Source organism: Aeromonas sp. FDAARGOS 1411, from assembly GCF_019047125.1.
Lineage (GTDB): Bacteria > Pseudomonadota > Gammaproteobacteria > Enterobacterales > Aeromonadaceae > Aeromonas > Aeromonas veronii.
In genome coordinates, this window is sequence record NZ_CP077214.1 from 3,122,883 (window position 1) to 3,147,500 (window position 24,618).

Here is a 24,618-nt window from a genome sequence, read left to right on the forward strand (position 1 = left end):
TAGCAATGACGCGGCCAGGGCCGCGTCATTGGGGGTTATTCCTTGTCGAAATCTTCGATCTCTTTGCCCAGCGCTTCCATGATGGCGCGCGCTTCGGCAGGGACGCTGTCCGGATGATCCTTGCGCAAATCTTCGTCGCAAGGAAGCGGCTGGCCGGTGAAAGCGTGCAGGAAGGCTTCACAGAGCAGCTCGCTGTTGGTCGCATGACGCAGGTTGTTCACCTGACGGCGGGTGCGCTCATCGGTCAACACTTTCAACACCTTGAGCGGGATCGAGACGGTAATCTTCTTGACCTGTTCGCTCTTCTTACCGTGTTCCGCGTAGGGGCTGACGTAGTCGCCGTTCCACTCTGTTCCCATGACTCACCTGTTCTCATTTAGCCGTGAGCGCGGATTTTAACCCTTAAGGAAATTAATGGCAATCCAACAGCAAAGCCATTTAGACGTCTAGAAGTGTTGACGGCCTTTTTAAGCTGGCGTAGTGTGGTTCATCATGATGCCAGCATTGGCACGATTGCGTGTGGCAAAAGCAGCGTGGCAGGAAGAGCGGCCACCGTCCAGAGAGATCAAGGAGAGAAACATGACCCACAAGGCCACCCTAGCGGTTCGCACCGGGATTGAGACAGACCAGCAACACGGTGCCGTGGTGCCCCCCATCTACCTCTCCAGCAACTACACCTTTGCCGACTTTGGCGAGCCCCGTCAATACGATTATGCCCGCTCCGGCAATCCGACCCGCACCAATCTGGCGAACGCGCTGGCGGCGCTGGAAGGGGGCGCTGGCGCCGTGGTCACCGGCACCGGCATGGGCGCCGTCCATCTGGTCACCACAGCACTGCTCAAGGCTGGGGATCTGCTGATTGCCCCTCACGACTGTTACGGCGGCACCTGGCGCCTGTTCGAGTATCTGGCGGCCAAGGGCCACTACCGGGTGCAGTTTGTCGATCAGGGGGATGAGGCCGCACTGGCCGCAGCTCTGGCGCAAAAACCTGCGCTGGTATGGGTCGAGACACCCTCCAACCCGCTGCTGCGAGTGGTGGATATCAGCGCCATCGCCAGCGCCGCCCACGAGGTGGGTGCACAGGTAGTGGTGGACAACACCTTCCTCTCCCCCCTGCTGCAACAGCCGCTCGCACTTGGTGCCGATGTGGTGGTGCACTCCACCACCAAGTACATCAACGGTCACTCAGACGTGGTGGGCGGGGTGGCGATTGCCAAGGAGGCCGCACTGGCCGAGTCGCTGGTGTGGTGGGCCAACTGTCTGGGGCTCACCTCCGGGGCATTCGATTCCTACCTCACCCTGCGCGGCCTGCGCACTCTGGCCCCCAGATTGCGCACCCATCAGGAGAACACCGATCGCATCCTCGCCTTCCTGCAACGACAGCCGCTGGTGAAACGCATCTATCACCCCAGCCTGCCGAGCCATCCGGGCCACGATATTGCGCGCCGTCAACAGTCCGGCTTCGGCGCCATGCTAAGTTTTGAACTCGATTGCAGCGAGGCGGGCATTCGCGCCTTCCTCGCGGCCCTCGCCCTCTTCTCGGTGGCCGAGTCTCTCGGCGGAGTGGAGAGTCTGGTGGCCCATCCGGCCAGCATGACTCACAGGGCCATGACCCCGGTCGCGCAGCAGGCAGCAGGTATCAGCGCCCAGCTGCTGCGGTTGTCGGTCGGTATTGAACACGGTGAAGATCTGGTGGCCGATCTGGCACAGGCTTTTGCACAGGCGCAGCAGGCAGAACAGGTAGCGAAGTAATGGAACAGCAGCAACAAGGAGAGATCGCGGTGGCAACAGAAGCAGGCTTGAAGCGACGTCACGTCCACAAATTCGGTGGCAGCAGTCTGGCGGATCCGGTCTGTTATCGCCGGGTCGCCAGCATCATTGAACAACAGGTGGGTGGGGATGAACTGATCGTAGTCTCCGCCGCCGGCAAGACCACCAACCGCCTGATCCAGCTGGTGGAGCTGGCCGAAGCAGGTGATGAAGCCGCTGGTGAAGCTATCTCCGCCCTTCACGCCTATCAGCAGGGGCTGATCGACGGCTTGCTGGAGGGTGAACTGCAGCTCGACCTGAGCAAGCAGTTGGCCGACGACATGCAGCTGATCGCCAAAACGCTGGAGGGGCAGTTTGACCGCTTCGCCCGCAACGGCCTGCTCGCCTTTGGCGAAGTGTGGTCGGCTCGCCTGCTGGCGGCCCTGCTCACCAGCCGCGGCGACAAGGCTATCTGGCTCGATGCCCGCAGCTTCCTGCGCGCCGAGGATGGAGCTCTGGTCAAGGTAGATACTGCGCTCTCCAGCGAGCTGCTCAAGGCGCGACTGGCCGAACATGCCGGTCGTATCGTGGTAACCGGCTTTATCGCTGCCGACATGGAGGGGCGCTCCCTGCTGCTCGGTCGCAACGGCTCCGACTACAGCGCCAGCCTGTTGGCGCTGCTGGCGGACGGTGAATCCACCACCATCTGGAGCGACGTGGCCGGGGTCTACAGCGCCGACCCGCGCCGGGTGAAGGAGGCTCGCCTGCTGGAGCGCCTGAGCCTCGCCGAAGCCAACGAGCTGGCCCGCCTCGGATCCTCGGTATTGCATTCGCGCACCCTGCAACCTGTGGCCGACAGCCGCCAGCGCCTCACCCTGCGCTGCAGCTACAACCCGGATGAGGGCTGTACCCATATCCTGCGCCGCGCCCCCCGCTCCGGCGGCGCCCGCATCGTCTCCTCGGTGGATCAGATCGCCCTCATCGAGTTGAAGGTGCTGCCGCAAACCAACTATGAACAGACGGTGGCCACCATCGAGGCCCATCTGGCCCGTCACCGTCTCAACCCGCTCACCCTGCAGCGCCAGCCGGATCGCCGGATCCTGCGCCTCGCCTACACCCTTGAGGTAGCACAAGGCGCCTTCGAGCTGCTGCGCGACTTCCAGCTGCAGGGGAGCTTCACCGGCCTCATTCAGAAAGAGGGGTTCAGTCTGGTGGCGCTGGTCGGCGCCGGTGTCACCGACAACGCGGAGCAGTGTCACCGCTTCTATCAGCTGCTGGCAGATCAACCGCTGGAGTTCGTACAGGTGGCCCGAGATGGCCTGAGTCTGGTGGCTGTGCTGCGTCAGGTAGTGTTGGAGCCGCTGCTCATCGCCCTGCACAGCGCCCTCTTCAGCCGCCCGACCCGGGTCGGACTGGTGGTGTTCGGCAAGGGCAATATCGGCGGCCACTGGCTGAGCCTCTACGCCCGTGAAAAGGCACGGCTGGAACATGAGCTCAATCTGGCGCTCACCCTCTACGGGGTGTTCAGCTCGGAAGGGGGCCTGCTCGATGAAGAGGGACTCAACCCCCTCAAGGTACAGGACAACTTCAATCCCAAACCGCTGATCTGGCCGGAGTTGCTCTCCCAGCTTGAACAGCACGGCTTCGATGCGCTGGTTGCGCTGGACATGACCGCCAGCGAAACGGTGAGCCGCTACTATCCGGATTTTGCCCAGCTTGGCATTCACATCATCGCCGCCAACAAGTTTGCCGGTGCCGCCGACAGCGAGTTCTACCAGCGCATCAAACAGACCTGCCGCGACCATCAGGTACAGTGGCGCTACAACGCCACCGTGGGTGCCGGGTTGCCAATCCAGTCCAGCATCCAGATGCTGCGCCAGAGCGGCGACCGCATTCAGGGGGTCTCCGGCATCTTCTCCGGCACCCTCTCCTGGCTGTTCCAGCAGTATGACGGCACCCGCCCCTTCTCCGAACTGGTGGATGAGGCGTGGCAGCACGGCCTGACCGAACCGGATCCCCGCGAGGATCTCTCCGGTCAGGATGTGCGGCGCAAGCTGCTTATTCTGGCGCGGGAGGCAGGCTTCGAGCTCGACTCCGCCGATATCGAGTTGGAGAATCTGGTGCCCGTCACGCTGCGCAAGGTGACCGCCGATCAGTTCATGGACAGACTGAAAGAGCTGGATGGCCCGATCCAGACCGCCTTCGAAGGGGCCAAGCGCCTCGGCAAGGTACTGCGCTACGTGGCCCGCTTCGAGCATGACGGCAAGGCGCGGGTCGGACTGGAGGCGCTGGAGCCCCACCACCCGTTTGCTAACCTCTTGCCGTGCGACAACATCTTCGCCATCGAGAGCGACAGCTATCGCACCAACCCGCTGGTGATCCAGGGGCCGGGGGCGGGTCGGGAAGTGACCGCCGCCGCCATCCAGTACGATCTGTGGCAGATCTGCGCCAGCCTCTAAGGTGATATGCAAAGGGAGCAGCACTCAGCTCCCGCGCACAATAAAAAAGCCCGAGTCGATGACTCGGGCTTTTTGCAGAATGCCGCTTCGATTAGGAGAAGCAGGCCTGCAGCACGTAGAAGATGGCGATAGCCAGAATGGCACCTGCAGGCAGGGTGATGATCCAGGAGACCACGATGTTGCGCAGTACCCCCAGATTCAGCGCCGCAATACCGCGCGCCAGACCGACACCCATCACAGCACCGACCAGGGTCTGGGTGGTGGAGATGGGCAGACCGGTACCGGAGGCAATCACCACGGTCGCGGCAGTCGCCAGCTGGGCAGCAAAACCACGGCTCGGGGTCAGGTGAGTGATGCCGGTACCTACCGTCGCCATCACCTTCTCGCCCATAGTCGCCAGACCGATCACGATACCGATACCGCCCAGCGGCAGGATCCACCAGGCAATGGCAGCCTGACTGGAAATCTCGCCACCGGAAGCCACGATCGAGGCCACCGCAGAGAGCGGGCCAATGGCGTTGGCCACATCGTTGGAGCCGTGGGCAAAGGCCATGGCACAGGCAGTGATCACCATCAGGATGCCGAACACCTTCTCCACGTTGGCGAAGTGCATCTTGCTGTCATCCTGCGGGTTGTACTTCTGGCCGCGAATGTAGATCCAGCCGGCAAACGCCACTGCGATGGAGATGGCAATCGAAAGCAGAATGCCCTCGCCATCGCTCAGGTGCAGACCGACGTGGGTCAGCCCCTTCTTGATGGTCACCAGACAGATCACCAGCGCAGTCAGGAACATGTAGAACGGCACATAGCGCTTGGCGTTGTTCAGGGGATCATCGGTGTTGAAGATAAGCTTCTGCACGCTGATGAACATGAAGTAGGCGATGACACCGGAGATGGCCGGGGTGATGACCCAGGAGCCGACGATGCCGCCAAACTTGCTCCACTGCACCGCTTCCGGGCCAATGCTCACCACAGCGAAACCGACGATGGCGCCGATGATGGAGTGAGTGGTCGAGACAGGCCAGCCGAAGTAGGAGGCGAGGATCAACCAGGCGCCTGCCGCCAGCAGGGAGGCGATCATGCCGAGCACCAGCAGATCCGGGCTATCGACAAACGCATTGCTGTCGATGATGCCGTTACGGATGGTGGCCGTCACTTCGCCACCGGCCAGATAGGCACCGGCAAATTCGAAGATCATGGCAATGATGATCGCCTGACGGATGGTCAGGGATTTGGTGCCGACCGATGTTCCCATGGCGTTGGCCACGTCATTCGCGCCAATGCCCCAAGCCATCAAAAAGCCGAACAAGGCCGCCACGAGCACCAGAGTGGTGCCGTAATTCGCGATAATGTCCATTAGTAGTGTTTACCCAGTCAGTCGATTACGAACGAGCCAGCATCAGTTCCAGACGGGCGCCTACGCGCTCGGCCTGATCTGCCAGGTCACCTACCCATTCGAGGATCTTGTAAAGGAACATCACATCGATCGGATTGTAATTGTGCTCAACCGCTTGCAGCTGTTGGCGAAGTCCGATCTGCATGGTGTCTGTATCGTCCTCGATCAGATCCAGCTGGTGGATCATCTCGGCAACCATTTCCACTTCCCGTCCTTTGAAGCCGGTCTCGAGCAGCTCGTCGAGCTCCCCGATCGCTTTCTCGGCCTGAGCGGTCGCATCAATACAACGTTTGAGGTAAGCCATGAAATCCGTCCGCATTTCTGCGGGGAACTCCATGCGACGGCCAAGCATGCGGCCGGAGATATCCTTGGCACGGTTGGCAATCTTGTCTTGCTGGGTCAACAGCTCCAGCAGGTCGGTACGTGCAACCGGCAGGAACAGGCCGCGAGGCAGTTTCAGACGGATTTCACGCTTGAGGGTATCTGCCTCTTTTTCCAGTTGGGCGATCTGCTGCCGGATCTTCTCGGCATCTTCCCAACGGTCTTCGGCAACGGCGTCAAAGAAGGGAACCAACTGCTGGGAGCACTGGTGAACCTTGACGATATGCTTCTGCAGCGGCTTGATGGGGGACTTGGCAAAAAGCCCCAAAATAGTATTTACTGGCATGGCCAAACCTGTGTCGGTGAAAAAACACTCGATACGATTTTATGAGGCGCGCATGGTAACCGAACTGCGCCCTCAATTAAACCGCGAATTAATCTAGTCGTCTCGCGGGCATTATATCCCCGCGACCCGAATCCTGCCCCCCAAAGTTGTCTGCCAGCCCGGAATGACTATGCAAACTGAGATCGAGATAAAGTTTTTTGTCGCCCGCGACATTCAAGCCGAGTTATCCAACCTGCTGAATTCTCTTGAGATTAAAGAATCATCACAACAGCAGCTCGGCAACGTCTATTTCGATACGCCGACCTTGGCTCTGCGCCAGCTGGATATGGGGCTGCGTATTCGCCGCTGCGATGCCTTCGCCGAACAAACCATCAAATGCCGTGGCCAGGTGGTGGGCGGCCTGCACGCCAGACCCGAGTACAACACCCCTGTCAGCGGCGATTTGCCGACCCTCTCGGCCTTTCCCGATGAGATTTGGCCGACTCTGACCGAGCGCGACCACATTCAGCAGCAGCTGGTCGCTCAGTTTCGCACCGACTTCCTGCGCCGCCACTGGCTGATCGCCTTCGAGGGGGCCGAGATTGAGCTGGCCTGGGATCAGGGAGAGATAGTCGGCAGTCAAGGCAGCACCACCATCAACGAACTGGAACTGGAGCTCAAATCAGGCGCGACCGCGGCGCTGTTTGCACTGGCCCAACGCCTCGCCAAGCTTGGTGGGCTGCGTCTCGGCGCCCAATCCAAGGCCCAGCGCGGCTATCGACTGGCTGGTCTTGGCAAACCGCTGACCCTGCAGGCGCTGGTCGAACATGAAGGTATGGATGGCATAACGGGGGTAAGCGAGGGGCTGCGCCACTGGCAGCATCACGAGCAGCTCTGGCTGGAGCATCCTCAGGATAAAGGCATTCAACAGCAGGCACTCGCAGCCCTGTGCCAGGGGATCGATCTGGTCGCCCGCAGTGCGGCCACGCTGCCACAACCAGCGCCCTGGCTACCCGCCCTGACCAACCTGCAAGCCCAGTCGGGCGAGCATGACGAGTGGCCTGCCGAGCTTGCCGATCTCTTCCTCTATCCGGCGTATGTCGAGTTGCAACTGGCCATCGCTGTCTGGCTACATCACGCGGCCTGAGTGGGGCGATGTCGTAAATAAAGGCCAGAAACAAAAGCTGAAAACAAAACGGGTGAGCCTTGGCTCACCCGTTTTGCATTACAGCAGGTTGAGCTGCTGCATGGCGCAGCGAATGCGCTCGCAAGTCGTTTCCGACAGCGGCATCACCGGCAGACGGCACTCTTCGCTACAGAAACCGAGCAGGGAAGCGGCATATTTGGCACCAGCCGGGCTCGGCTCGGCAAACATCGCCTGATGGAGCGGAATCAGCTTGTCTTGCAGTTCACGCGCTTCTTGCCACTTGCCGGCCAGCGCCAGATTTTGCACCTCGGCCACCAGCTTGGGGGCCACGTTGGCGGTCACAGAGATACAGCCCTGACCGCCGCCGATGTTGTAGGCAACCGCAGTGGCATCCTCACCGGAGAGCCAGGCGAAGGGCTTTTTGATCAGCTGGCGCTCGGTCCAGGGGCGGGCCAGATCGCCGGTGGCATCTTTTACCCCGGCAATGCGCGGCAGCTCGGCCAGACGGGCCAGGGTCGCCGGCTGCACGTCGACGATGGCACGCGGCGGAATGTTGTAGACGATGATGGGTTTGGTGGTTGCGTCGTGCACTGCCTTGAAGTGGTGGTAGAGCCCTTCCTGATTGGGGCGGTTGTAGTAACCAGCCACATGCAGGGTGGCATCTGCACCGACCCGCTCGGCATACTGGGTATATTCGATCGCCTCGACCGGATTGTTGGAGCCCGCTCCGGCAATCACCGGAATACGGCCAGCGACCTGTTTGACCACCAGCTCCACCACCCGGCAGTGCTCGTCGTGGGTCAGGGTCGGGCTCTCACCCGTGGTACCGACCGGCACAATGCCGTGAGTACCCTGCTCGATATGCCACTCCACCAGACGCAGCAGCGCCTCTTCATCCAGCTTTCCCTGTCGAAACGGGGTAATCAACGCAACGATTGAACCTTGAAACATGGGATCTCCTTCTCCGGTTTGACGCTAATATGGCAATAAAAAACCCCGGTTCGATGTGCGCAACCGGGGTTTGAATCTTCTCGGGGATGAGAGGTTACGCGCGAACGTCAGCAGGCCCGAATTTCAGGCTTTTTTTATGCTTTCGTTTCAACCCGTTGAACCGCATTGACTCATCTCTGCTCAAAAAATGGTGTCTGGGCATATTTCGGGAACACGGCATAAATGTCAAGGCGAAAGGGGCTATGTATAATGGCCGCCCAAAATTGCGTGGAGAGACCCGATGAGCAGCCCAATCAGTGCCGTCAGCCAGATGCTGGAACGAAACCAAGCCCTCTTTGTCGGCAAGCGGCTACTTGTCTGTGGCGCACTGGAGGATGACTACCCCCGCCAGCTGGCGAGCCTGGCCCAGACCCTGACCGTCTTTACCACCGATTACTGCTACTACCGCAGCCAGCAGGCGGCCCTCGGCAAGGCTATCCTGTTCGACCACCAGTTGGGCGGAACTCCCCGCTTCGATGCTCTGTTAATGCTGATGCCCAAGGCGAAAGCCGAGGCGCAATATCTGCTGGCCATGATGACCCCCCTGCTGGAAGCGGGCGCCGATCTGTTCTTGGCCGGCGAAAACCGTGGCGGCATCAATGGCGCTGACAAGCTGCTGGCACCCTATGGCGACAAGCCGATCAAGCGCGATTCGGCACGCCGCTGCTCGCTCTATCATGGCGAGCTCTGCAAACCGGTCGCCCCGTTCGATCTGGATAGCTGGTTTGGCCGCTATCAGTGCAAGGCGGGTGATACCGAGCTCACCGTGCTGGCGTTGCCCGGCGTTTTCAGCGCCGCCGAGCTGGACCTCGGCACCCAGATGTTGCTGGCCACCGTGCCGGCCATGAAGGGTTCACTGCTCGATTTCGGTTGCGGTGCCGGGGTGATTGGCTCCGTGCTGGCCAAGCGCAATCCCGAGCTCAAGGTCACCATGGTGGATATCAATGCGCTGGCGCTGGAGTCAAGCCGCCGCACCCTGGCCATCAACGATCTGCAAGGGGAGGTTCATGCCTCTGACGTCTACTCCGACATCACGGGATCGTTTGACCAGATTGTCTCCAATCCCCCTTTCCATGCCGGGCTCAAGACCTTCTATGCGGCGACCGAAACCTTCCTCGCCAGGGCGCCTGAATTTTTGCGTCCCCATGGCAGCCTGACCATAGTTGCCAACGCATTCCTGCGCTATCAGCCTATACTGGAAGCACACTTCAAACGGACGGAAGTGAGCAACAGCGACGCCAAATTCAAGGTCTATCTGAGCAAAGTGTAAATAAGTGTAAGCAGTACAATAAAACCGCTAGAGAGCGCCATCCGGCATCTGATAAGGTATTAAGCACACGATAAAAACCACCCCTTTAGGGGTGTTTTTATACCGAACATTGAAAACCTTTTCATGTTGTTAATTCAGGGAGAGAAATACGATGGCAGGCATATTGACCATGATCCTGGCTGGTGGCGAAGGTACTCGCCTGCAGCCTCTGACCACTACCCGCAGCAAGCCTTCCGTCCCCTTTGGTGGCAGCTACCGGCTGATCGACTTTGTCCTCAACAACTTCGTCAACGCCGACTTTCTGCGCATCTATGTACTGACCCAATTCAAATCCCAGTCCCTCTACCTGCACATGAAGAAGGGGTGGAATATCGTCGGCATCACCGACCGCTTTATCGATCCCATCCCGGCCCAGATGCGGATGGGCAAGCGCTGGTATGACGGCACCGCCGATGCCATCTACCAGAACCTCGGCTTTATCGAGCGGGCCGAACCGGATCACGTCTGCATCTTCGGCTCCGACCACATCTACAAGATGGATGTGAGCCAGATGGTTACCTTCCACAAACAGAAGAACGCCGCCATGACGGTTGCAGCCCTGCGCATGCCCATCGAAGAGGCGAGCGCCTTCGGGGTGATCGAGGTCGATACCGAAGGGCGGATGATCGGCTTTCAGGAAAAGCCGAAGCAGCCCAAGCACATTCCCGGCGATCCGACCCAGGCGCTGGTCTCCATGGGCAACTACATCTTCGAGACCGATGCCCTCTGCCGCGAGTTGAAGCGGGATGCCGCGGAGGAGAACTCCAGCCACGACTTTGGCAAGGATGTGATCCCGAGCCTCTACCCACGTGCCCCCGTCTATGTCTATGACTACAGCACCAACGTCATCCCCGGCGAGAAACCGCACGTCTACTGGCGGGATGTGGGCACCCTCGACTCGTATTGGCAAGCGCACATGGACCTGGTGGCCGACAATCCCCCCTTCTCCCTCTATAACCGCAAGTGGCCCCTGCACACCCACTATCCGGCGCTGCCGCCTGCTACCTTCATCGACAGCGACGAGTGCAAGGTGAAGATCGCCAACTCGCTGATCTCCGCCGGTTGCTTCATTCAGGGCAGCCAGATCCAGCGATCCATCCTTGGTTTCCGCTGCAATATCGGCGCGTGCAGCCATATCAGTGAATCCGTTCTGCTGGGGGATGTGAAGATTGGTGAAGGCTGCTCCATCCGGCGCGCCATCATTGATAAAAACGTTGAAATTGCGCCCGGCACCGTTATCGGTGAAAATCTGGACCACGATAGAGAGCGATTTACCGTATCCGAAGGCGGTATCGTGGTGGTACCTAAGGGAGCAAGAGTTGGCTATTAACCCACTGAAAATCCTGTTTGTTGCCTCGGAAGTTGAGGGGCTGGTCAAGACCGGGGGCCTGGCCGATGTCGCCAGAGCCCTGCCGATGTACCTGGCCCAGAAGGGACATGATGTCAGGATCATGTTGCCCTTCTACAAGACGATAAAGCGACGGGATGAGGCCAGACTGGTGGCGTCACGCTGGCTGCCAACCCACCCCGGGCTGCCGGATATCGGTTATCGCATCTACCAGATGGAGCTGGATGGCGTCTGCGTCTATCTGCTCGACTGCCCGCAATATTTCGATCGTCCCCAGCTCTACGCCGAGAACAATCAGGCCTATCCGGATAATGGCGAGCGCTTTGCCTTCTTCTCGGCCGCGGCCCTCCATGCCTGCGAGCAGCTCGGCTTTGCCCCGGATATCGCCCACTGCAATGACTGGCACACCGGCCTGCTGCCACTGCTGCTGAAAACCCGTCACGCCCACAACCCCTTCTTCCAGCAGACCCGCAGCGTGATCAGCATTCACAACGCGGCGTTTCAGGGGGTGTTTGGCCGCGAGCAGTTCTGGGCCATGCCCGAGATCGCCGACTACGAACGCCGCATCAACTACGACTACGGCCACGTCAATCTGCTCAAATGCGGGGTGCTCTACGCCGACAAGATCAATGCAGTCAGCCCCAACTATGCCCAGGAGCTGCTGACTCACCTCGGCGCCCACGGCATGGCGCATATCTTCCAGCAGCGGGCGGCGGATCTCTGCGGCATCCTCAACGGCTGCGACTACAAGGACTGGGATCCGGAGTTCGACGAATTCCTGCCTGCGACCTACAGCATCGACAACATGGCTGGCAAACAGATCTGCAAAGAGAGCCTGCAACAGGAGGCGGGGCTGGCCGTGGCGGACTTGCCCATCTACGGCATGGTTTGCCGCCTGACCGAGCAGAAGGGCGTTCCCCTGCTGCTCCCTGCGCTGGAGAAATTCCTCCACCATCAAGTACAAGTGGTGATCGTCGGCTCTGGCGATCCTGCGCTCGCCACGCAACTGCAAACCATGGCCCGGGATTATCCGGGCAAGCTCGCCTTCATCAACACCTATGACGATCGGCTGGCTCATCTGGTCGAAGCCGGTGCCGACTTCTTCCTGATGCCCTCGCTGTTCGAGCCTTGCGGCCTCAACCAGATGTACAGCCTCGCCTATGGCACCCTGCCGCTGGTGCGCGCCGTGGGGGGGCTGAAAGATACCGTGGTGGATTGGGATGCGGATCCCGAGCATGCCACTGGCTTCTGCTTCAACGATCCGACTGCCGCCATCCTGCTAGATACCATGCGCCGCAGCCTGCTCTATTTCCTGCAGGACAAAGAGCGTTTTGCCAAGGTGCAGCGCAATGCCATGAGCACCCGCTTCAACTGGCCTGACTCAGTCACCCAGTATGAACGGATGTATCAGAGCGCATTGGGCCGTTACTGAATGCCAAACGTCAGCTAATTGCTGAAGTTTTGTACCCTTGGCTTCACTTTGAGCGTCAACAGCGAAAAAAGTCCCCTTTGGCTGTTGACGCTCCCCCAAAACTCTATAGAATCCCCCTCCGCAGTGATGCGAAGGTGGCGGAATTGGTAGACGCGCTAGCTTCAGGTGTTAGTGTCCCACGGATGTGAGGGTTCGAGTCCCTCTCTTCGCACCAATACTGCCATGCTGATTCAGCAGCATGTAAATCCAACTAGAAAACCCGAATGTGCGAAGGTGGCGGAATTGGTAGACGCGCTAGCTTCAGGTGTTAGTGCCCCCCGGGTGTGAGGGTTCGAGTCCCTCTCTTCGCACCATGCTTCTCCAGACAGCATGTAAATCAAAACTGGTAACACAATGTGCGAAGGTGGCGGAATTGGTAGACGCGCTAGCTTCAGGTGTTAGTGTCCCACGGATGTGAGGGTTCGAGTCCCTCTCTTCGCACCATGCTTTATCCAGACAGCATGTAAATCCAGACTGGAAACCCGAATGTGCGAAGGTGGCGGAATTGGTAGACGCGCTAGCTTCAGGTGTTAGTGCCCCTCGGGTGTGAGGGTTCGAGTCCCTCTCTTCGCACCATGCTTCTGACATGTAAAAACAGAGCAATGCGCTCCAACCGCATTTAAAAACCAGCTGGAGAAAATCAGTGTGCGAAGGTGGCGGAATTGGTAGACGCGCTAGCTTCAGGTGTTAGTGTCCCACGGATGTGAGGGTTCGAGTCCCTCTCTTCGCACCATTCATTACGCAAAAGGCCCATCACGAAAGTGATGGGCCTTTTGTTTTTACTCCTTGTTATGGCTATGCTTTTGACGACTCCCCGCTCATCGTCATGCCAAGGAACGCATATGATACTGGATACCGACATTCACAACTTTTACGAACATCTGGTGCTCAAGGAGATTGAGAAACAGGGGCTGCAGCAAAAGCTCAACAGCGATCAGATGGCCGACCTCTGCTGCCTTACCCTCAACCAGCTCCCCGCCCACTATATTCGCCACAATGTCGACATGATCTACTTCCTGACCGACGCCAAGCGCACCGAAATGGAGAAACTGGTGGTCGAATCGCTCAAGGTGGCACAGCAGAAGATCAAGCAGGCTCCCGTCAAAAGCTCATAACCAGGGCTGCTGCCAGAGCAGGGTGACGATACCGGTCAACCCGGCCACTGGCAGCAAGATCAAGGCGGGCCGCAATCCGGGCTCCAGCATCACCCAGGCAGCCAGCAGAAAACCGGCACTCCAGGTGCCGTACTCTTTATCCTGACCCCATGCGAGTACGGCCACCGCCACCAGCAACATCATCCCCCGCAATATCCAGCGCATTGTTTTCTCCCCAACCAACAATTGAGAGTGATTATCATATTCATCTACTAGGGATGCAAGTGGCGTCACAGACAAGCTTCGTATGTAGCCCTTTGTGTCAACAGGCCGCTCAAAAACGGGTTATGAGATCAACTAATTTGTGATTTTTCCAATCAAATGTGCACTTTTGCCAATTTGATGGGGCTTTAACCCGCCGGGTTTGTGGTAGATTGCGGCCTCTTTTTGGGTTGCCTCCTCGGGATCGATGTATCCACAGGACGAGAGGGAGTGACCTTGGCGAGCAAGAGTTTAGGAAGTATCTATGCAAAACCAACAAAACCACATCCGACTACCGGGCATGGCACAGGTGTTTGCCTGTCTGGCCATTTTCCTGGCCCTGGCATTCTCGTTCACCAGCGTGCTCGATCTGCCGATCCAGCTGGCGTTGTTCATCGCCTGGTTTGTCATCATGGGGCTTGGCATCAAACTCGGCCACGATTACAAATCCCTGGAGCAGGCAGCCGTTGACGGCGTTGCCAAGGGAATGGGGGCCATCCTGATCCTGGTCTCCGTCGGTGCCCTGGTCGGCACCTGGATTGCCGGTGGCATAGTCCCCAGCATCATCTATTTCGGCCTCAAGGTGATCCATCCGTCCATCTTCCTGCTGGCAACATTGATCATCTGCTCCCTGACCTCGCTGGCCACCGGCACCTCCTGGGGCTCTGCCGCCACCGCCGGTATCGCCATGATGGGGATCGGCCACAGCCTCGGCGTGCCTGCGCCGCTGGTAGCCGGTGCCGTGCTCTCCGGCGTCTATTTTGGTGACAAGCTCTCTCCGCTCTCCGACTCAGTAGTGCTGGCTTCGACCATGTCCAACGTCGACGTGGTGGAGCATATCAAGGGGATGCTGCCTATCAGCCTGCTCTCCTATGTCATCACCGCCGTGCTGTTCACCGTGGTGGGCATGCAGTATTCGGGTAATGTCAGCCTGGAGCAGGTCAATCTGGTGATGGAGGCTCTCGACAACCAGTTCAACATCACCCCGCTGGCCATAGTCCCCGTGGTGCTGGTGCTGGGTCTGCTGGCCAACCGCAAGCCCGCCTTCCCGGTGATCAGCTTCGGCGCCCTGCTGGGCCTGATCTGGGCCATCGCCTTCCAGGGCATGGATCCGGTCAAAGCGATGCACTCGGCTTATAGTCCGTTTGCCATCACCTCCGGCATCGATTTTATCGACAACATTCTCGGTCGCGGCGGCATGGAGTCCATGCTGGGCTCGGTCGCGGTCATCATCTTCGGTCTCGGGTTTGGCGGCCTGCTGGAGAAGGTTGGCATTCTGGAAGTGATCGCCAGCGCCTTCGAGAAGCGCATCAATAGTGTCGGCAGCCTGACCAGCCACACCATCGGCACCGCGTTTCTGGCCAACGTGTTCGGCTCAGCCATGTATGTGTCGCTGATCCTGACCCCCAAGATCATGGCCAAGAACTACGACCGACTGGGACTGGCGCGCAAGAACCTCTCTCGCAACGCCGAGTTTGGCGGCACCCTCACCTGCGGCATGGTGCCCTGGAGCGACAATGGCATCTTCATGGCCGGGGTACTGGGAGTGGCCACCCTCGACTACCTCCCCTACATGTGGCTGAGCTTCACCTGCATCATTGTGACCATCACCCTCGCCTACATGGGCAAGGCGGTGAACCGGATCCCGCTGGTCGCGGCGGCAAGCTCCCGCTAAGCCATCCTGAAACAACAAAGGCGCCACCAAGGCGCCTTTGTTGTTTCAGAGAAATGCTGTTTGATGGAGCTCACTGATCACCACAAACAAAAACAGCCCTCGTTGCCGAGAGCCGTTTCATCAGACCGATACGCCGATCAGATGGAGAAGCTGGAGCCACAGCCACAGGTCGTGGTGGCATTGGGGTTGGTCACGGTGAAGCGTGAGCCTTCCAGACCCTCGGTGTAATCCACACTGCCGCCTACCAGATACTGCAGGCTCATGGGATCGATCACCATGGTGACGCCATTCTTCTCGACTACGGTGTCCCCGTCGTTGATCTTCTCATCAAAGGTAAAGCCATACTGGAAACCGGAGCAGCCCCCACCCGTGATGTATACCCGCAGCTTCAGCTCGGGATTCTCTTCCTCGGTGATCAGGTTCTTCACCTTGTTGGCCGCCGCATCCGTCATCTGGATGGGCAGCGGGGCTTCTGCTACTGCACTCATTACTGACCTCACAACCATTAGATCCACAAACATGGAAACCGCGAAATTATCCAATACCCGACCATTCAGTTCAAGTATTCACCACGTTTAACCGGCCGCGGGAACCGGAGCAGGCGGTGCGGCGACCAGCGGCTTGATCACCTCGCCCCACTCAACCAGCAACTCTTGCGCCGGTTGCCTGCCATCCTTGTTGATGGTGACACGGATCCGATCCGGCACAAAGCCTTCCGGCAACTGCCAATTCCCTTCCAGCAGCTGGAAATAACGCAGGGCATAACGCCACTCGCTCACCTTCATTCCGAGATCGCGGCCGGTTAGCGTCTTCGGCTTGTCAGCCAGACTCCCCTCGACCCGGATCTGCACCTGACCACGGAACAGCTCCCGCTTTTTGGCGGGCTGGGTCAGGGCGAGACGATAGTGGTAGCGACCGGGAATGCTGGTCTCCTGCAAGGTCAGGTTATCGATCACCACCCCCACCTGTTCGCCGGTGGGGCGCATGATCCGCTCGAAAAAGGCCAGCTGGCGCTTGAGCTCCTGCACCTGCGCCTCCTGACTCTTCAGGGTGGTCTGCAACTGCTCGAAGGCCGCTTTCTGGGTCGCCAGCTGGGTATCTTTCACCCCCAATTCGGTCTTGAGCTGGCCGATGGCCTTGCCCTGACGATCCAGCGTCTCCTGCTGTACCACCAGCAGACTGCTCTGGGCCAGATCCTGACGGTTCCCGACAAAGTAACCGATGAGCCCGCCAACGGCTAACACGACCAATAACTTCAATAGATTGGACATAGCCCCTCATCCCGTTATCACGCCATTTACGGCAGCGCCTCTCCCTTCACTATACCGCCCTGACCGGGGTCAAAGGCGATAAAGGGAAAAATTAACTGGCCGTAGCGCTGCCATCACCCCGCTTTTGACGCGCGGCAAGCCGTAAAGTTCGCTCAAGGATCTGGGAATAGATGGGACGACCGCCCAGCGCTTGCGCCACAAGGGTGGCTCCCACTGTGGTGATCATCATCGGCAGGATCAGCTGATAGTTGTCGGTCATCTCGGTGACCAGCACGATACCGGTGATGGGGGCGCGCACGGTGGCAGCAAACAGCGCCCCCATTCCTGCGATGGCAAAGGCGCCGGGCTCGATGCCAAGCTCCGGAAACGCCGCATGAAACAGATGGCCAAACACCACGCCAAACAGGGTGCCCAATGCCAGGGTTGGCGCAAACACCCCGCCCGGGGCACCGGAGCAGAAGCAGATGAGGGTCGCAACCAACCGCACCGAGAAGATAAGGAACAGGGTCGCCATCGCATACTCATCCCCCATCAGATGGGGAATAAGCTCGGTGCCGCCCCCCGTCACCGCGGGGGCAAACAGCGACAGCACACCAAACGTTCCGGCGACCAGCATGCCGATGGCCACGAAACGGTGGCGCTTGTTCTGATGCAGCGCCAAATAGCCATCCTGACAGGCCAGCACCAGCTTGTTGAAAACAAAGCCCAATACGCCGAAGGTGGCCCCCATAAAGAGGAACAGCCAGAGCGCCTTGAGGGCTGGCGCATCGTAGTGGGGCAGGGTGATCACCGCCCCCTGCCCTTTCATGTTCTGCAACATCAGGGTCGCCATGATGGCGGAGATCCCCACCGCCTTGATGGCAAGAAAGGAGTAACGAAACTGCGGCCGCATCTCCTCCATCACGAACAGGATGCCCGCCAGCGGCGCATTGAAGGCAGCTGCCAGACCGCCCGCCGCACCGGCGGCCAGCAGGGCGTGGCCATGCTCCTTGGGCAACCGGAAGATATCCGCCACCATCTTGCCGAGGTTGCCGCCGATCTGTACCGAAGGCCCCTCCCGTCCCAGCACCATGCCGGAGCTCAGGGTACAGATGCCGCCGAAGAACTTGACCGGCAACACTCGCCACCACCGCACCGGGCGCAGATCGTCCATCGCCCCCTCGATCTCGGGAATGCCAGAACCACCCGCTTCCGGGGCAAAGGTATGAGTGAGGAAGTAACCGACAAATCCCAGCAAGGCGCTGAAGCCAAAGCCAAGCAGACCGAGCTGCCACCAGGGACGGTCGGCCAGCAAGGCAATGCGTTGCTCTGCCAGCCAGTGGACCCCCGATTCGAACAGACCGCACACCAGTCCGGCCAGGGTGCCGACCAGCGCCGCCAGCAACAGCACCAGCAAGGGCATCTTGTCTTGCCGGATAATGCGGGAAAGCGGCCCCCGCGAAGAGGTATCGGCTTCAGAGGAGAGAGCTTGTTGCGCCATCTTGTTACACCAACTTGGAAAAACCATATCGTCAGCTAGCTGAGATCAGGATCACCCGGCGCGTTGCTCGGCTGCCCAGGGCTGGGGCTTTCTGCTATAGTCGGCCCGTTAAATTTTTGTCACGGGAGCAGACCGAGAGTCCGGGTGGCGAGAGCGCAAAGCATACTCCTGATGCTCCGGCCTGCCGAGTCTCAATCGGCTGCAATCCCTTGTGTGACGACCAAAATCCCATTAAGGATGATCCATGTCAAAATCAGATCAGCTGTTTGAACAGGCCCGCCAGACCATTCCGGGTGGCGTCAACTCACCGGTCCGCGCCTTCAATGGGGTCGGCGGCACGCCCCGCTTCATCGATCACGCCGATGGCGCCTATCTCTATGATGTGGATGGTCAGGCCTACGTGGATTACATCGGCTCATGGGGCCCTATGCTGCTGGGTCACAACCACCCCGCCATCAAAGCCGCCGTCATCAAGGCCGTTGAGAAGGGGCTGAGCTACGGTGCGCCGACCGAGATCGAAGTGCTGATGGCCGAGAAAGTCCGCCAGATCGTCCCCTCCATGGAGCAAGTTCGGATGGTCAACTCCGGCACCGAAGCCACCATGAGCGCCATCCGTCTGGCCCGCGGCTACACCGGCCGCGACAAGATCGTCAAATTCGAGGGCTGCTACCACGGCCACGCCGACTCTCTGCTGGTCAAGGCCGGTTCCGGCGCCCTAACCCTGGGTCAACCCAACAGCCCGGGCGTTCCAGCCGATTTCGCCAAACACACCCTGACCTGCGTCTTCAACGATCTGGATTCGGTGCGTGAAGCCTTCACCCAGTACGGCAGCGAGATCGCCTGTATCATCGTCGAGCCGGTCGCAGGCAACATGAACTGCATCCCGCCGGTCCCCGGCTTCCTGGAAGGGCTGCGCGCCATCTGTGACGAGTTCGGTGCCCTGCTGATCCTGGACGAGGTGATGACCGGCTTCCGCGTCTCCCTGCGCGGTGCTCAGGGTCACTACAACATCGACCCGGATCTCACCACCCTCGGCAAGATCATCGGTGCCGGCATGCCTGTGGGCGCCTTCGGCGGCAAGAAGAAGGTGATGCAGCACATTGCCCCGACCGGCCCTGTCTATCAGGCGGGTACTCTCTCCGGCAACCCGGTGGCCATGGCGGCCGGTCTGACCATGCTGGACCTGCTGCTGGAGCCGGGTCTCTATGAGCAGCTGAGCGCCAAGACAGCTCGTGTTGCCGAGGGACTGAAAGCGGCCGCCGCCAAACACGGTATCCCGCTCGCCATCAACTATGTGGGCGGCATGTTCGGCTTCTTCTTCACCGACGAGCCCGAAATCACCCGCTACGAGCAGGTCACTCGCTGCGATATGGAACGCTTCAAGCGCTTCTATCACCTGATGCTCGAAGAGGGCGTCTATCTGGCGCCGAGCGCCTACGAGGCAGGCTTCCTGTCGCTGGCTCACGGCGACAAGGAGATTGAACACACTCTGGCCGCCGCCGAACGCAGCTTCGCCAAGCTGGCTGGCTAAATCGCCGCTGGTTGTCGCAAAGGGCCCGTCATGGGCCCTTTTCTATTACAGAGACTCCATCACCACACAGGGCGGCAATACGCCCATTTCTGGTGCATTACCCCCTCGTCATCCACCGATTTGTCATTCTCTGGTGCAACTTACCCCGCCATCCCTGTCATAAAGCAGGCCCACTATTTGCACATTCACCACAAGAGCCCACGTCACCGAGGTCCATATGGCAGAGATGAGCCCCATCGATGTGCTGCGGCGCTATCAGGAGTATCAGGAGGAGCTGACCCCGCTACTGCAGGGGCTGCTCAGCGCTCCCCTTGCCTCGCTCAAGGGGTATCCCTTTGTGGTCAGCATTGACCATTATCAGGGGCCGATGTGCATCCAGCCTGCGGCACCGGCGGCCCATAACCGGCTGCACCTTATTGTGCAGGGGCAAGGACGGGAGATCACCGTCTGTCTGAATCAGCTGATTGGCTGGTTGATGGGAGACAGGGAGCGCCGCCGCGCCATGCCCTGGTTCAAGGCGGTCTATGTGGTGCTCAGCATGGCGCTGTTTCTCATCGTCGCCACCCTGATCTGGCACGGGCTGGAGCAGCTCTACCAGCTATTGTGCGGCGAGCGGCAGAACCAGCTCGGCGCCTTTAGCGCCATCATCTTCCTGACGCTGGCACTGGCGGTGTTCGATCTGGGCAAGACCATTCTGGAAGAGGAGGTACTGCTGCATAAGGATATCTTCCGCCACAGCGCCATTCGCCGCACCATCACCCGCTTTATCGCCGCCATTCTGATCGCGGTCTCCATCGAGGGGCTGCTGCTGCTGTTCAAAGGTTCGCTCGGCCAGAGCGAGCTGCTCTGGCCTGCGGTCGGGGTGATGGGGTGTGCGGTGGGGTTGCTGCTGGCGCTTGGTCTCTATGTCTATCTGGGGGCCAAGGCTGAAGCGGCACTGGTACAGGCTAGCCTGCGCTCTCCACCGTCAGCTGCACAAGGGAGCGACGCGCCGCCCGCCAGGAAGCGTACATGGTCCAGGAGGTATAGATGACGATAAAGGCAACCAGCCACTTCAGCATCTCCATATCCATGGATTTGACCAGCATGGCAGCCAGCACCACACCGATGGGACCGAAGATGGCCACCGCCAGCACCGCCTTGGCATCGAATGCCCCTTTACGGATAAAGGTGCCTGCGGAGAAGACGCTAAGCACGGCGGTGGAGCCCATCATGATGGGAAACGCCGCCAGCGGATTCATCCCCAGCAGATAAACCAACGTCATGCAGGGGGCAAACAGGCCGATACCGACATTCATCAGCACCCCGAAGATGAAATTGCCAAGCAGGGCGATCGCCAACTTGTAGCCGCTGAGCCCCATCGCATCGCCACCTACAGGGAAAAGACCCAGCAGACCGGCAAAGATCAGTCCTGCGACGACCAGTAAGGAGATAGCCATCACCAGCCGGATGGTCTGCCGATCAAACGAGGCCACATGGCGAGCCCCCCAGGCCGCGCCCGCTGCGGCGGCCATCATCATGCTGATCAGCGTCAGCGGATCCACCGCGACTGCACCGACGAAGATCAGCGACTGAGTCACGGTCGGCAGCACGCACTGCCCATTGAGGGTACCCGGCAGCACTCGATCATCGATCAGCTTGAACTGCTTGTAGCAGGCGGTCTTTACCGCAAAGCTGCCCACCCCCAGGGTATCAAGGAAGTTGGCAACACCGCCGATCAGCGCCACCGGCCAGAAAGGTGTGGACTCAAAAGTCCCGTTGCATCGTTTTTGCCAGCACGCTTGCACCAGCATAAAGATGAATACAAGGCCTCCGGCTATAAAAACCAGCCGTAAAATATCAACTAACATAGTGGTTTCTCCTGCAACGGGCGGCGATTCTAAGGCAAGCAGCAGAAAAAATCTTGACCGGAATTAAGCAATGCTCACGACACGCCTCTGCGAGGCGAAATATTTATCAATAGACTCCGAACGACTCTGCTAATACTTGTTACTGAGGCCAACAGGCCGGGTCCTGAGCACGTTGTTATGGTCCTTTCGCGACGACCACTTGTGCCAAAGGACATAATAAAAAAGAGGGCCGGTAGTGATACCGACCCTCTTTCTGTATCAGGCCAGGGCGCAGGGCCCTCGACCATGGCAACTGCTTATTGAATGCTCTTGCCGGCACGCACGTCCTTGATAAACCCCTTCAGGCTGGCCAGATCACGGGGGGCACCGCGCAGGATCTGATCACCGATGATGAAGGCCGGGGTACCGGAGATACCGAGCGCTTCAGCCAGCGCACGGTTGGTACCGAGGTTCTGGTCAATGCTGCCATCCTTGATCTTGGCTTCCACCTTGCTCCAGTCCACACCGGCCGCCACAGCCAACTGCTTGACCTGTGCTTCATCAGCGAGCGGGCCCTGATGGCTATAGAGCTTCTCGTGGAACGCCTGGTACTTGTCAGGCTGACCCAGCTGGACCGCCAGCGCAGCACGAGCTGCGAAGTAGGAGGACTCGCTCAGAATGGGGAACTGCTTGTAGATGTAACGGATATCTTTATCTTCCGCCATAAGCTGCTTGACCAGCGGATGGGCCCGTTTGCAGTAACCGCAGTTGTAATCAAAAAACTCCACAATGGTCAGCGACGCCTTCGGATTCCCCATCTCGGGATCCTGATTGGCATAAAGCTGCTTGGAGTGAGCCTTGATCAGCGCCTTGTCACTCTCGGCCTGCTGGCTCTCCTGCTTGGCACGCAGGGCATTGGACATCTCGACCAGGATCTCGGGATTCTTGACCAGATAGTCGCGAACGATTTTCTCGACATCGCTTTTGGTCAGCTCGCTTGCATGTACCGGCGTCGCCAGCAGGGTCACGCCAGCCAGCGCGCAAAACAGGGCATTTTTAATAGTCATAACGTTATCTTGCAGAGGATATGATAGAGGCCACTATAGTGGTTGAGTCTGTTTTCAAGTCAAGTTATCTGGCCAAAAAAGCGCTTGATGCGCCCTGATTGCCACTTTTTCATATCATTTCGTGCAATTAACCAGCAATCAAACCGGACGGGGATTTACAAGTTGGATCAGCATGGTAATATTCGCCGCACTGCTGCGGAGGGGTGGCAGAGCGGCTGAATGCACCGGTCTTGAAAACCGGCGATGGGCGACCATCCGTGGGTTCAAATCCCACCTCCTCCGCCATTCATACCGAGCCCATGCAACAATGTTGCATGGGCTTTTTATTTGCCTACGACTTGCCACTCCCCATAGCACTCAGCAAATCAGCCTCCTTCATCACCCTCCTTAATCTTCACTCCTGCAGGCTCAATAACTACCAGAAAATCCCCCATCAACCTCGAACCTCTGCGTTCCTGCGAGCATCCCTTCCCATTTCCTTATTGCCCCAAACAACAACGACCCAACGCAGCGACCACGGCTCCAGCATGTTGGTACCGCCAATAACCCCTCTTCGGAATAATAGAAAAGCAGGGACGATGGGGTTGCGGCTTAAAAAGAGGGAGCAGCTAGCTCAGGAAGCAGAGATCCCAAGCAAGAGATCACGACGTATAAGCGATCATAGGATTCACGGGTTATGGCGGCACCAGAGCCACCGAACAAAGCGACAGCGGTTCAGCGAAGAAAGAGTACCAAGCGGAACATCAGGCTATTTGTGGAACCAGAAAACAGCGAAGAGTAACAATAAGAACAGAGGAGAAGAGATCAGATGGGTCAATTATCAGACGAATTACTGAATTTCAGCCAATAAAAAACCCCGCTCATTGAGCGGGGTTTTTTGTATTGAGTGCCTGGCAGTGTCCTACTCTCGCATGGCGAATGCCACACTACCATCGGCGCTACCGCGTTTCACTTCTGAGTTCGGCATGGGATCAGGTGGTTCCACGGCGCTATTGCCGCCAGGCAAATTCTTCAATCTGAGAAAGCTGACGTAAGTAATTCGTTCGTATTTGCTACAAGCCTTAGAACACTTCTTGGGTGTTGTATGGTTAAGCCTCACGGGTAATTAGTATGGGTTAGCTCAACACATCACTGCGCTTACACACCCCACCTATCAACGTTGTGGTCTCCAACGGCCCTTTAGGACCCTCAAGGGGTCAGGGATGACTCATCTCAGGGCTCGCTTCCCGCTTAGATGCTTTCAGCGGTTATCGATTCCGAACTTAGCTACCGGGCAGTGCCACTGGCGTGACAACCCGAACACCAGAGGTTCGTTCACTCCGGTCCTCTCGTACTAGGAGCAACTCCCTTCAATCATCCAACGCCCACGGCAGATAGGGACCGAACTGTCTCACGACGTTCTGAACCCAGCTCGCGTACCACTTTAAATGGCGAACAGCCATACCCTTGGGACCGACTTCAGCCCCAGGATGTGATGAGCCGACATCGAGGTGCCAAACACCGCCGTCGATATGAACTCTTGGGCGGTATCAGCCTGTTATCCCCGGAGTACCTTTTATCCGTTGAGCGATGGCCCTTCCATTCAGAACCACCGGATCACTATGACCTACTTTCGTACCTGCTCGACCTGTCCGTCTCGCAGTTAAGCTGGCTTATGCCATTGCACTAACCTCCTGATGTCCGACCAGGATTAGCCAACCTTCGTGCTCCTCCGTTACTCTTTGGGAGGAGACCGCCCCAGTCAAACTACCCACCAGGCACTGTCCGCGAGCCCGATTCAGGGCCCTGCGTTAGAACATCAAACATACAAGGGTGGTATTTCAAGGACGGCTCCAGCGCAACTGGCGTCACGCCTTCAAAGCCTCCCACCTATCCTACACATGTAGGTTCAATGT

20 protein-coding genes, 6 tRNA genes and 2 rRNA genes (1 of these 28 cut by a window edge) are annotated in these 24,618 nt (G+C 58.8%); 16 read left to right on the forward strand and 12 right to left on the reverse strand.

The window, feature by feature from the left end:
- Positions 1-35: 35 nt before the first annotated feature.
- Entirely contained in the window at positions 36-359 is a 324-nt protein-coding gene (metJ, locus tag I6L41_RS14005; RefSeq protein WP_005343046.1) for a met regulon transcriptional regulator MetJ, read from the reverse strand.
- A 220-nt stretch (positions 360-579) separates the two neighbouring features.
- Between metJ and metB the strand changes: the two genes are divergently transcribed.
- Both metB and I6L41_RS14015 read left to right on the forward strand, forming a co-directional pair.
- Positions 580-1,752 carry a cystathionine gamma-synthase gene (gene metB, locus I6L41_RS14010; RefSeq protein WP_216959569.1) on the forward strand — a complete coding sequence of 391 codons (1,173 nt, stop codon included), beginning with the start codon at positions 580-582 and terminating at the stop codon, positions 1,750-1,752.
- Positions 1,752-4,208 (forward strand): bifunctional aspartate kinase/homoserine dehydrogenase II, encoded by a 2,457-nt coding sequence (locus I6L41_RS14015; protein WP_216959572.1) that lies wholly within the window; start codon positions 1,752-1,754, stop codon positions 4,206-4,208. Before metB ends, I6L41_RS14015 begins: the two co-directional genes overlap by 1 nt.
- Before the next feature lie 91 nt (positions 4,209-4,299).
- Here I6L41_RS14015 and I6L41_RS14020 read toward each other — a convergent pair whose 3' ends face one another.
- Entirely contained in the window at positions 4,300-5,565 is a 1,266-nt protein-coding gene (locus tag I6L41_RS14020; protein ID WP_005343043.1) for an inorganic phosphate transporter, read from the reverse strand.
- A gap of 25 nt (positions 5,566-5,590) precedes the next feature.
- Complete coding sequence (locus I6L41_RS14025; protein ID WP_005340244.1) at positions 5,591-6,271, reverse strand: TIGR00153 family protein; 681 nt, start codon at positions 6,269-6,271, stop codon at positions 5,591-5,593.
- 169 nt (positions 6,272-6,440) lie between these two features.
- Between I6L41_RS14025 and I6L41_RS14030 the strand changes: the two genes are divergently transcribed.
- A complete protein-coding gene (locus I6L41_RS14030) occupies positions 6,441-7,397 on the forward strand; it encodes an inorganic triphosphatase (RefSeq protein WP_216959575.1) in 957 nt (318 codons plus the stop codon).
- A gap of 78 nt (positions 7,398-7,475) precedes the next feature.
- On the opposite strand, the gene dapA is transcribed toward I6L41_RS14030, so the two are convergent.
- Positions 7,476-8,348: a 4-hydroxy-tetrahydrodipicolinate synthase gene (gene dapA / locus I6L41_RS14035; protein WP_216959578.1), complete on the reverse strand. Its 873-nt coding sequence runs from the start codon at positions 8,346-8,348 to the stop codon at positions 7,476-7,478.
- A 280-nt stretch (positions 8,349-8,628) separates the two neighbouring features.
- Between dapA and rsmC the strand changes: the two genes are divergently transcribed.
- From rsmC to I6L41_RS14080, 9 genes are all read left to right on the forward strand, one after another.
- Positions 8,629-9,657 carry a 16S rRNA (guanine(1207)-N(2))-methyltransferase RsmC gene (gene rsmC, locus I6L41_RS14040; RefSeq protein ID WP_216959582.1) on the forward strand — a complete coding sequence of 343 codons (1,029 nt, stop codon included), beginning with the start codon at positions 8,629-8,631 and terminating at the stop codon, positions 9,655-9,657.
- A gap of 151 nt (positions 9,658-9,808) precedes the next feature.
- Positions 9,809-11,026, forward strand: coding sequence for a glucose-1-phosphate adenylyltransferase (gene glgC, locus I6L41_RS14045; RefSeq protein ID WP_005340236.1), 1,218 nt, complete (start codon positions 9,809-9,811; stop codon positions 11,024-11,026).
- Positions 11,016-12,476 (forward strand): glycogen synthase GlgA, encoded by a 1,461-nt coding sequence (gene glgA, locus I6L41_RS14050; protein ID WP_005343039.1) that lies wholly within the window; start codon positions 11,016-11,018, stop codon positions 12,474-12,476. The genes glgC and glgA overlap by 11 nt, the downstream gene beginning before the upstream one ends.
- Before the next feature lie 128 nt (positions 12,477-12,604).
- A tRNA-Leu gene (locus I6L41_RS14055) sits at positions 12,605-12,690 on the forward strand.
- Between the two features lie 53 nt (positions 12,691-12,743).
- A tRNA-Leu gene (locus tag I6L41_RS14060) sits at positions 12,744-12,829 on the forward strand.
- Between the two features lie 44 nt (positions 12,830-12,873).
- A tRNA-Leu gene (locus tag I6L41_RS14065) sits at positions 12,874-12,959 on the forward strand.
- A gap of 46 nt (positions 12,960-13,005) precedes the next feature.
- Positions 13,006-13,091 (forward strand) — tRNA-Leu (locus tag I6L41_RS14070).
- A gap of 71 nt (positions 13,092-13,162) precedes the next feature.
- Positions 13,163-13,248: transfer RNA gene (locus I6L41_RS14075), tRNA-Leu, on the forward strand.
- A gap of 109 nt (positions 13,249-13,357) precedes the next feature.
- Positions 13,358-13,630: a late competence development ComFB family protein gene (locus I6L41_RS14080; protein WP_005343036.1), complete on the forward strand. Its 273-nt coding sequence runs from the start codon at positions 13,358-13,360 to the stop codon at positions 13,628-13,630.
- On the opposite strand, the gene I6L41_RS14085 is transcribed toward I6L41_RS14080, so the two are convergent.
- Positions 13,625-13,834, reverse strand: a complete 210-nt coding sequence (locus I6L41_RS14085; protein ID WP_005357820.1) for a hypothetical protein — start codon at positions 13,832-13,834, stop codon at positions 13,625-13,627. The genes I6L41_RS14080 and I6L41_RS14085 overlap by 6 nt on opposite strands.
- A 301-nt stretch (positions 13,835-14,135) precedes the next feature.
- Here I6L41_RS14085 and nhaC point away from each other — a divergent pair, with 301 nt between their 5' ends.
- Entirely contained in the window at positions 14,136-15,545 is a 1,410-nt protein-coding gene (nhaC, locus tag I6L41_RS14090) for a Na+/H+ antiporter NhaC (RefSeq protein ID WP_005357819.1), read from the forward strand.
- 137 nt (positions 15,546-15,682) lie between these two features.
- Here the strand turns inward: nhaC and erpA are convergent, their stop codons facing one another.
- The 3 genes from erpA to clcA form a co-directional block, all read right to left on the reverse strand.
- Positions 15,683-16,033, reverse strand: coding sequence for an iron-sulfur cluster insertion protein ErpA (gene erpA, locus I6L41_RS14095; RefSeq protein ID WP_005340225.1), 351 nt, complete (start codon positions 16,031-16,033; stop codon positions 15,683-15,685).
- An 87-nt stretch (positions 16,034-16,120) separates the two neighbouring features.
- Complete coding sequence (locus tag I6L41_RS14100; protein WP_216959585.1) at positions 16,121-16,816, reverse strand: DUF6776 family protein; 696 nt, start codon at positions 16,814-16,816, stop codon at positions 16,121-16,123.
- Positions 16,817-16,907: 91 nt separating this feature from the next.
- On the reverse strand, positions 16,908-18,296 hold the full coding sequence (gene clcA / locus I6L41_RS14105; RefSeq protein ID WP_013724143.1) for a H(+)/Cl(-) exchange transporter ClcA: 1,389 nt from the start codon (positions 18,294-18,296) through the stop codon (positions 16,908-16,910).
- Between the two features lie 244 nt (positions 18,297-18,540).
- Here clcA and hemL point away from each other — a divergent pair, with 244 nt between their 5' ends.
- Together hemL and I6L41_RS14115 are read left to right on the forward strand one after the other, a co-directional pair.
- Positions 18,541-19,827 (forward strand): glutamate-1-semialdehyde 2,1-aminomutase, encoded by a 1,287-nt coding sequence (gene hemL, locus I6L41_RS14110; protein WP_029302267.1) that lies wholly within the window; start codon positions 18,541-18,543, stop codon positions 19,825-19,827.
- Between the two features lie 217 nt (positions 19,828-20,044).
- Entirely contained in the window at positions 20,045-20,860 is an 816-nt protein-coding gene (locus I6L41_RS14115; protein WP_216959590.1) for a hypothetical protein, read from the forward strand.
- Here I6L41_RS14115 and I6L41_RS14120 read toward each other — a convergent pair.
- Both I6L41_RS14120 and I6L41_RS14125 read right to left on the reverse strand, forming a co-directional pair.
- Positions 20,775-21,677, reverse strand: a complete 903-nt coding sequence (locus I6L41_RS14120) for a sulfite exporter TauE/SafE family protein (RefSeq protein WP_202002840.1) — start codon at positions 21,675-21,677, stop codon at positions 20,775-20,777. The genes I6L41_RS14115 and I6L41_RS14120 overlap by 86 nt on opposite strands.
- Positions 21,678-21,973: 296 nt before the next feature.
- Positions 21,974-22,723 (reverse strand): DsbA family protein, encoded by a 750-nt coding sequence (locus I6L41_RS14125; RefSeq protein ID WP_216959594.1) that lies wholly within the window; start codon positions 22,721-22,723, stop codon positions 21,974-21,976.
- Positions 22,724-22,920: 197 nt separating this feature from the next.
- Here I6L41_RS14125 and I6L41_RS14130 point away from each other — a divergent pair.
- A tRNA-Ser gene (locus I6L41_RS14130) sits at positions 22,921-23,008 on the forward strand.
- A 603-nt stretch (positions 23,009-23,611) separates the two neighbouring features.
- Here I6L41_RS14130 and rrf read toward each other — a convergent pair.
- Together rrf and I6L41_RS14140 are read right to left on the reverse strand one after the other, a co-directional pair.
- A 5S ribosomal RNA gene (gene rrf / locus I6L41_RS14135) occupies positions 23,612-23,726 on the reverse strand.
- A gap of 81 nt (positions 23,727-23,807) precedes the next feature.
- Positions 23,808-24,618: ribosomal RNA gene (locus tag I6L41_RS14140) — 23S ribosomal RNA — on the reverse strand (it continues 2,079 nt past the right edge of the window).

What these genes read in the sequence shown, in the direction of transcription:
- metJ (WP_005343046.1), bottom strand. Translation starts at nt 359, where the DNA reads ATGGGAACAGAGTGGAACGGCGACTACGTCAGCCCCTACGCGGAACAC.
- metB (WP_216959569.1), top strand. Translation starts at nt 580, where the DNA reads ATGACCCACAAGGCCACCCTAGCGGTTCGCACCGGGATTGAGACAGAC.
- I6L41_RS14015 (WP_216959572.1), top strand. Translation starts at nt 1,752, where the DNA reads ATGGAACAGCAGCAACAAGGAGAGATCGCGGTGGCAACAGAAGCAGGC.
- I6L41_RS14020 (WP_005343043.1), bottom strand. Translation starts at nt 5,565, where the DNA reads ATGGACATTATCGCGAATTACGGCACCACTCTGGTGCTCGTGGCGGCC.
- I6L41_RS14025 (WP_005340244.1), bottom strand. Translation starts at nt 6,271, where the DNA reads ATGCCAGTAAATACTATTTTGGGGCTTTTTGCCAAGTCCCCCATCAAG.
- I6L41_RS14030 (WP_216959575.1), top strand. Translation starts at nt 6,441, where the DNA reads ATGCAAACTGAGATCGAGATAAAGTTTTTTGTCGCCCGCGACATTCAA.
- dapA (WP_216959578.1), bottom strand. Translation starts at nt 8,348, where the DNA reads ATGTTTCAAGGTTCAATCGTTGCGTTGATTACCCCGTTTCGACAGGGA.
- rsmC (WP_216959582.1), top strand. Translation starts at nt 8,629, where the DNA reads ATGAGCAGCCCAATCAGTGCCGTCAGCCAGATGCTGGAACGAAACCAA.
- glgC (WP_005340236.1), top strand. Translation starts at nt 9,809, where the DNA reads ATGGCAGGCATATTGACCATGATCCTGGCTGGTGGCGAAGGTACTCGC.
- I6L41_RS14080 (WP_005343036.1), top strand. Translation starts at nt 13,358, where the DNA reads ATGATACTGGATACCGACATTCACAACTTTTACGAACATCTGGTGCTC.
- I6L41_RS14085 (WP_005357820.1), bottom strand. Translation starts at nt 13,834, where the DNA reads ATGCGCTGGATATTGCGGGGGATGATGTTGCTGGTGGCGGTGGCCGTA.
- nhaC (WP_005357819.1), top strand. Translation starts at nt 14,136, where the DNA reads ATGCAAAACCAACAAAACCACATCCGACTACCGGGCATGGCACAGGTG.
- erpA (WP_005340225.1), bottom strand. Translation starts at nt 16,033, where the DNA reads ATGAGTGCAGTAGCAGAAGCCCCGCTGCCCATCCAGATGACGGATGCG.
- I6L41_RS14100 (WP_216959585.1), bottom strand. Translation starts at nt 16,816, where the DNA reads ATGTCCAATCTATTGAAGTTATTGGTCGTGTTAGCCGTTGGCGGGCTC.
- clcA (WP_013724143.1), bottom strand. Translation starts at nt 18,296, where the DNA reads ATGGCGCAACAAGCTCTCTCCTCTGAAGCCGATACCTCTTCGCGGGGG.
- hemL (WP_029302267.1), top strand. Translation starts at nt 18,541, where the DNA reads ATGTCAAAATCAGATCAGCTGTTTGAACAGGCCCGCCAGACCATTCCG.
- I6L41_RS14115 (WP_216959590.1), top strand. Translation starts at nt 20,045, where the DNA reads ATGGCAGAGATGAGCCCCATCGATGTGCTGCGGCGCTATCAGGAGTAT.
- I6L41_RS14120 (WP_202002840.1), bottom strand. Translation starts at nt 21,677, where the DNA reads ATGTTAGTTGATATTTTACGGCTGGTTTTTATAGCCGGAGGCCTTGTA.
- I6L41_RS14125 (WP_216959594.1), bottom strand. Translation starts at nt 22,723, where the DNA reads ATGACTATTAAAAATGCCCTGTTTTGCGCGCTGGCTGGCGTGACCCTG.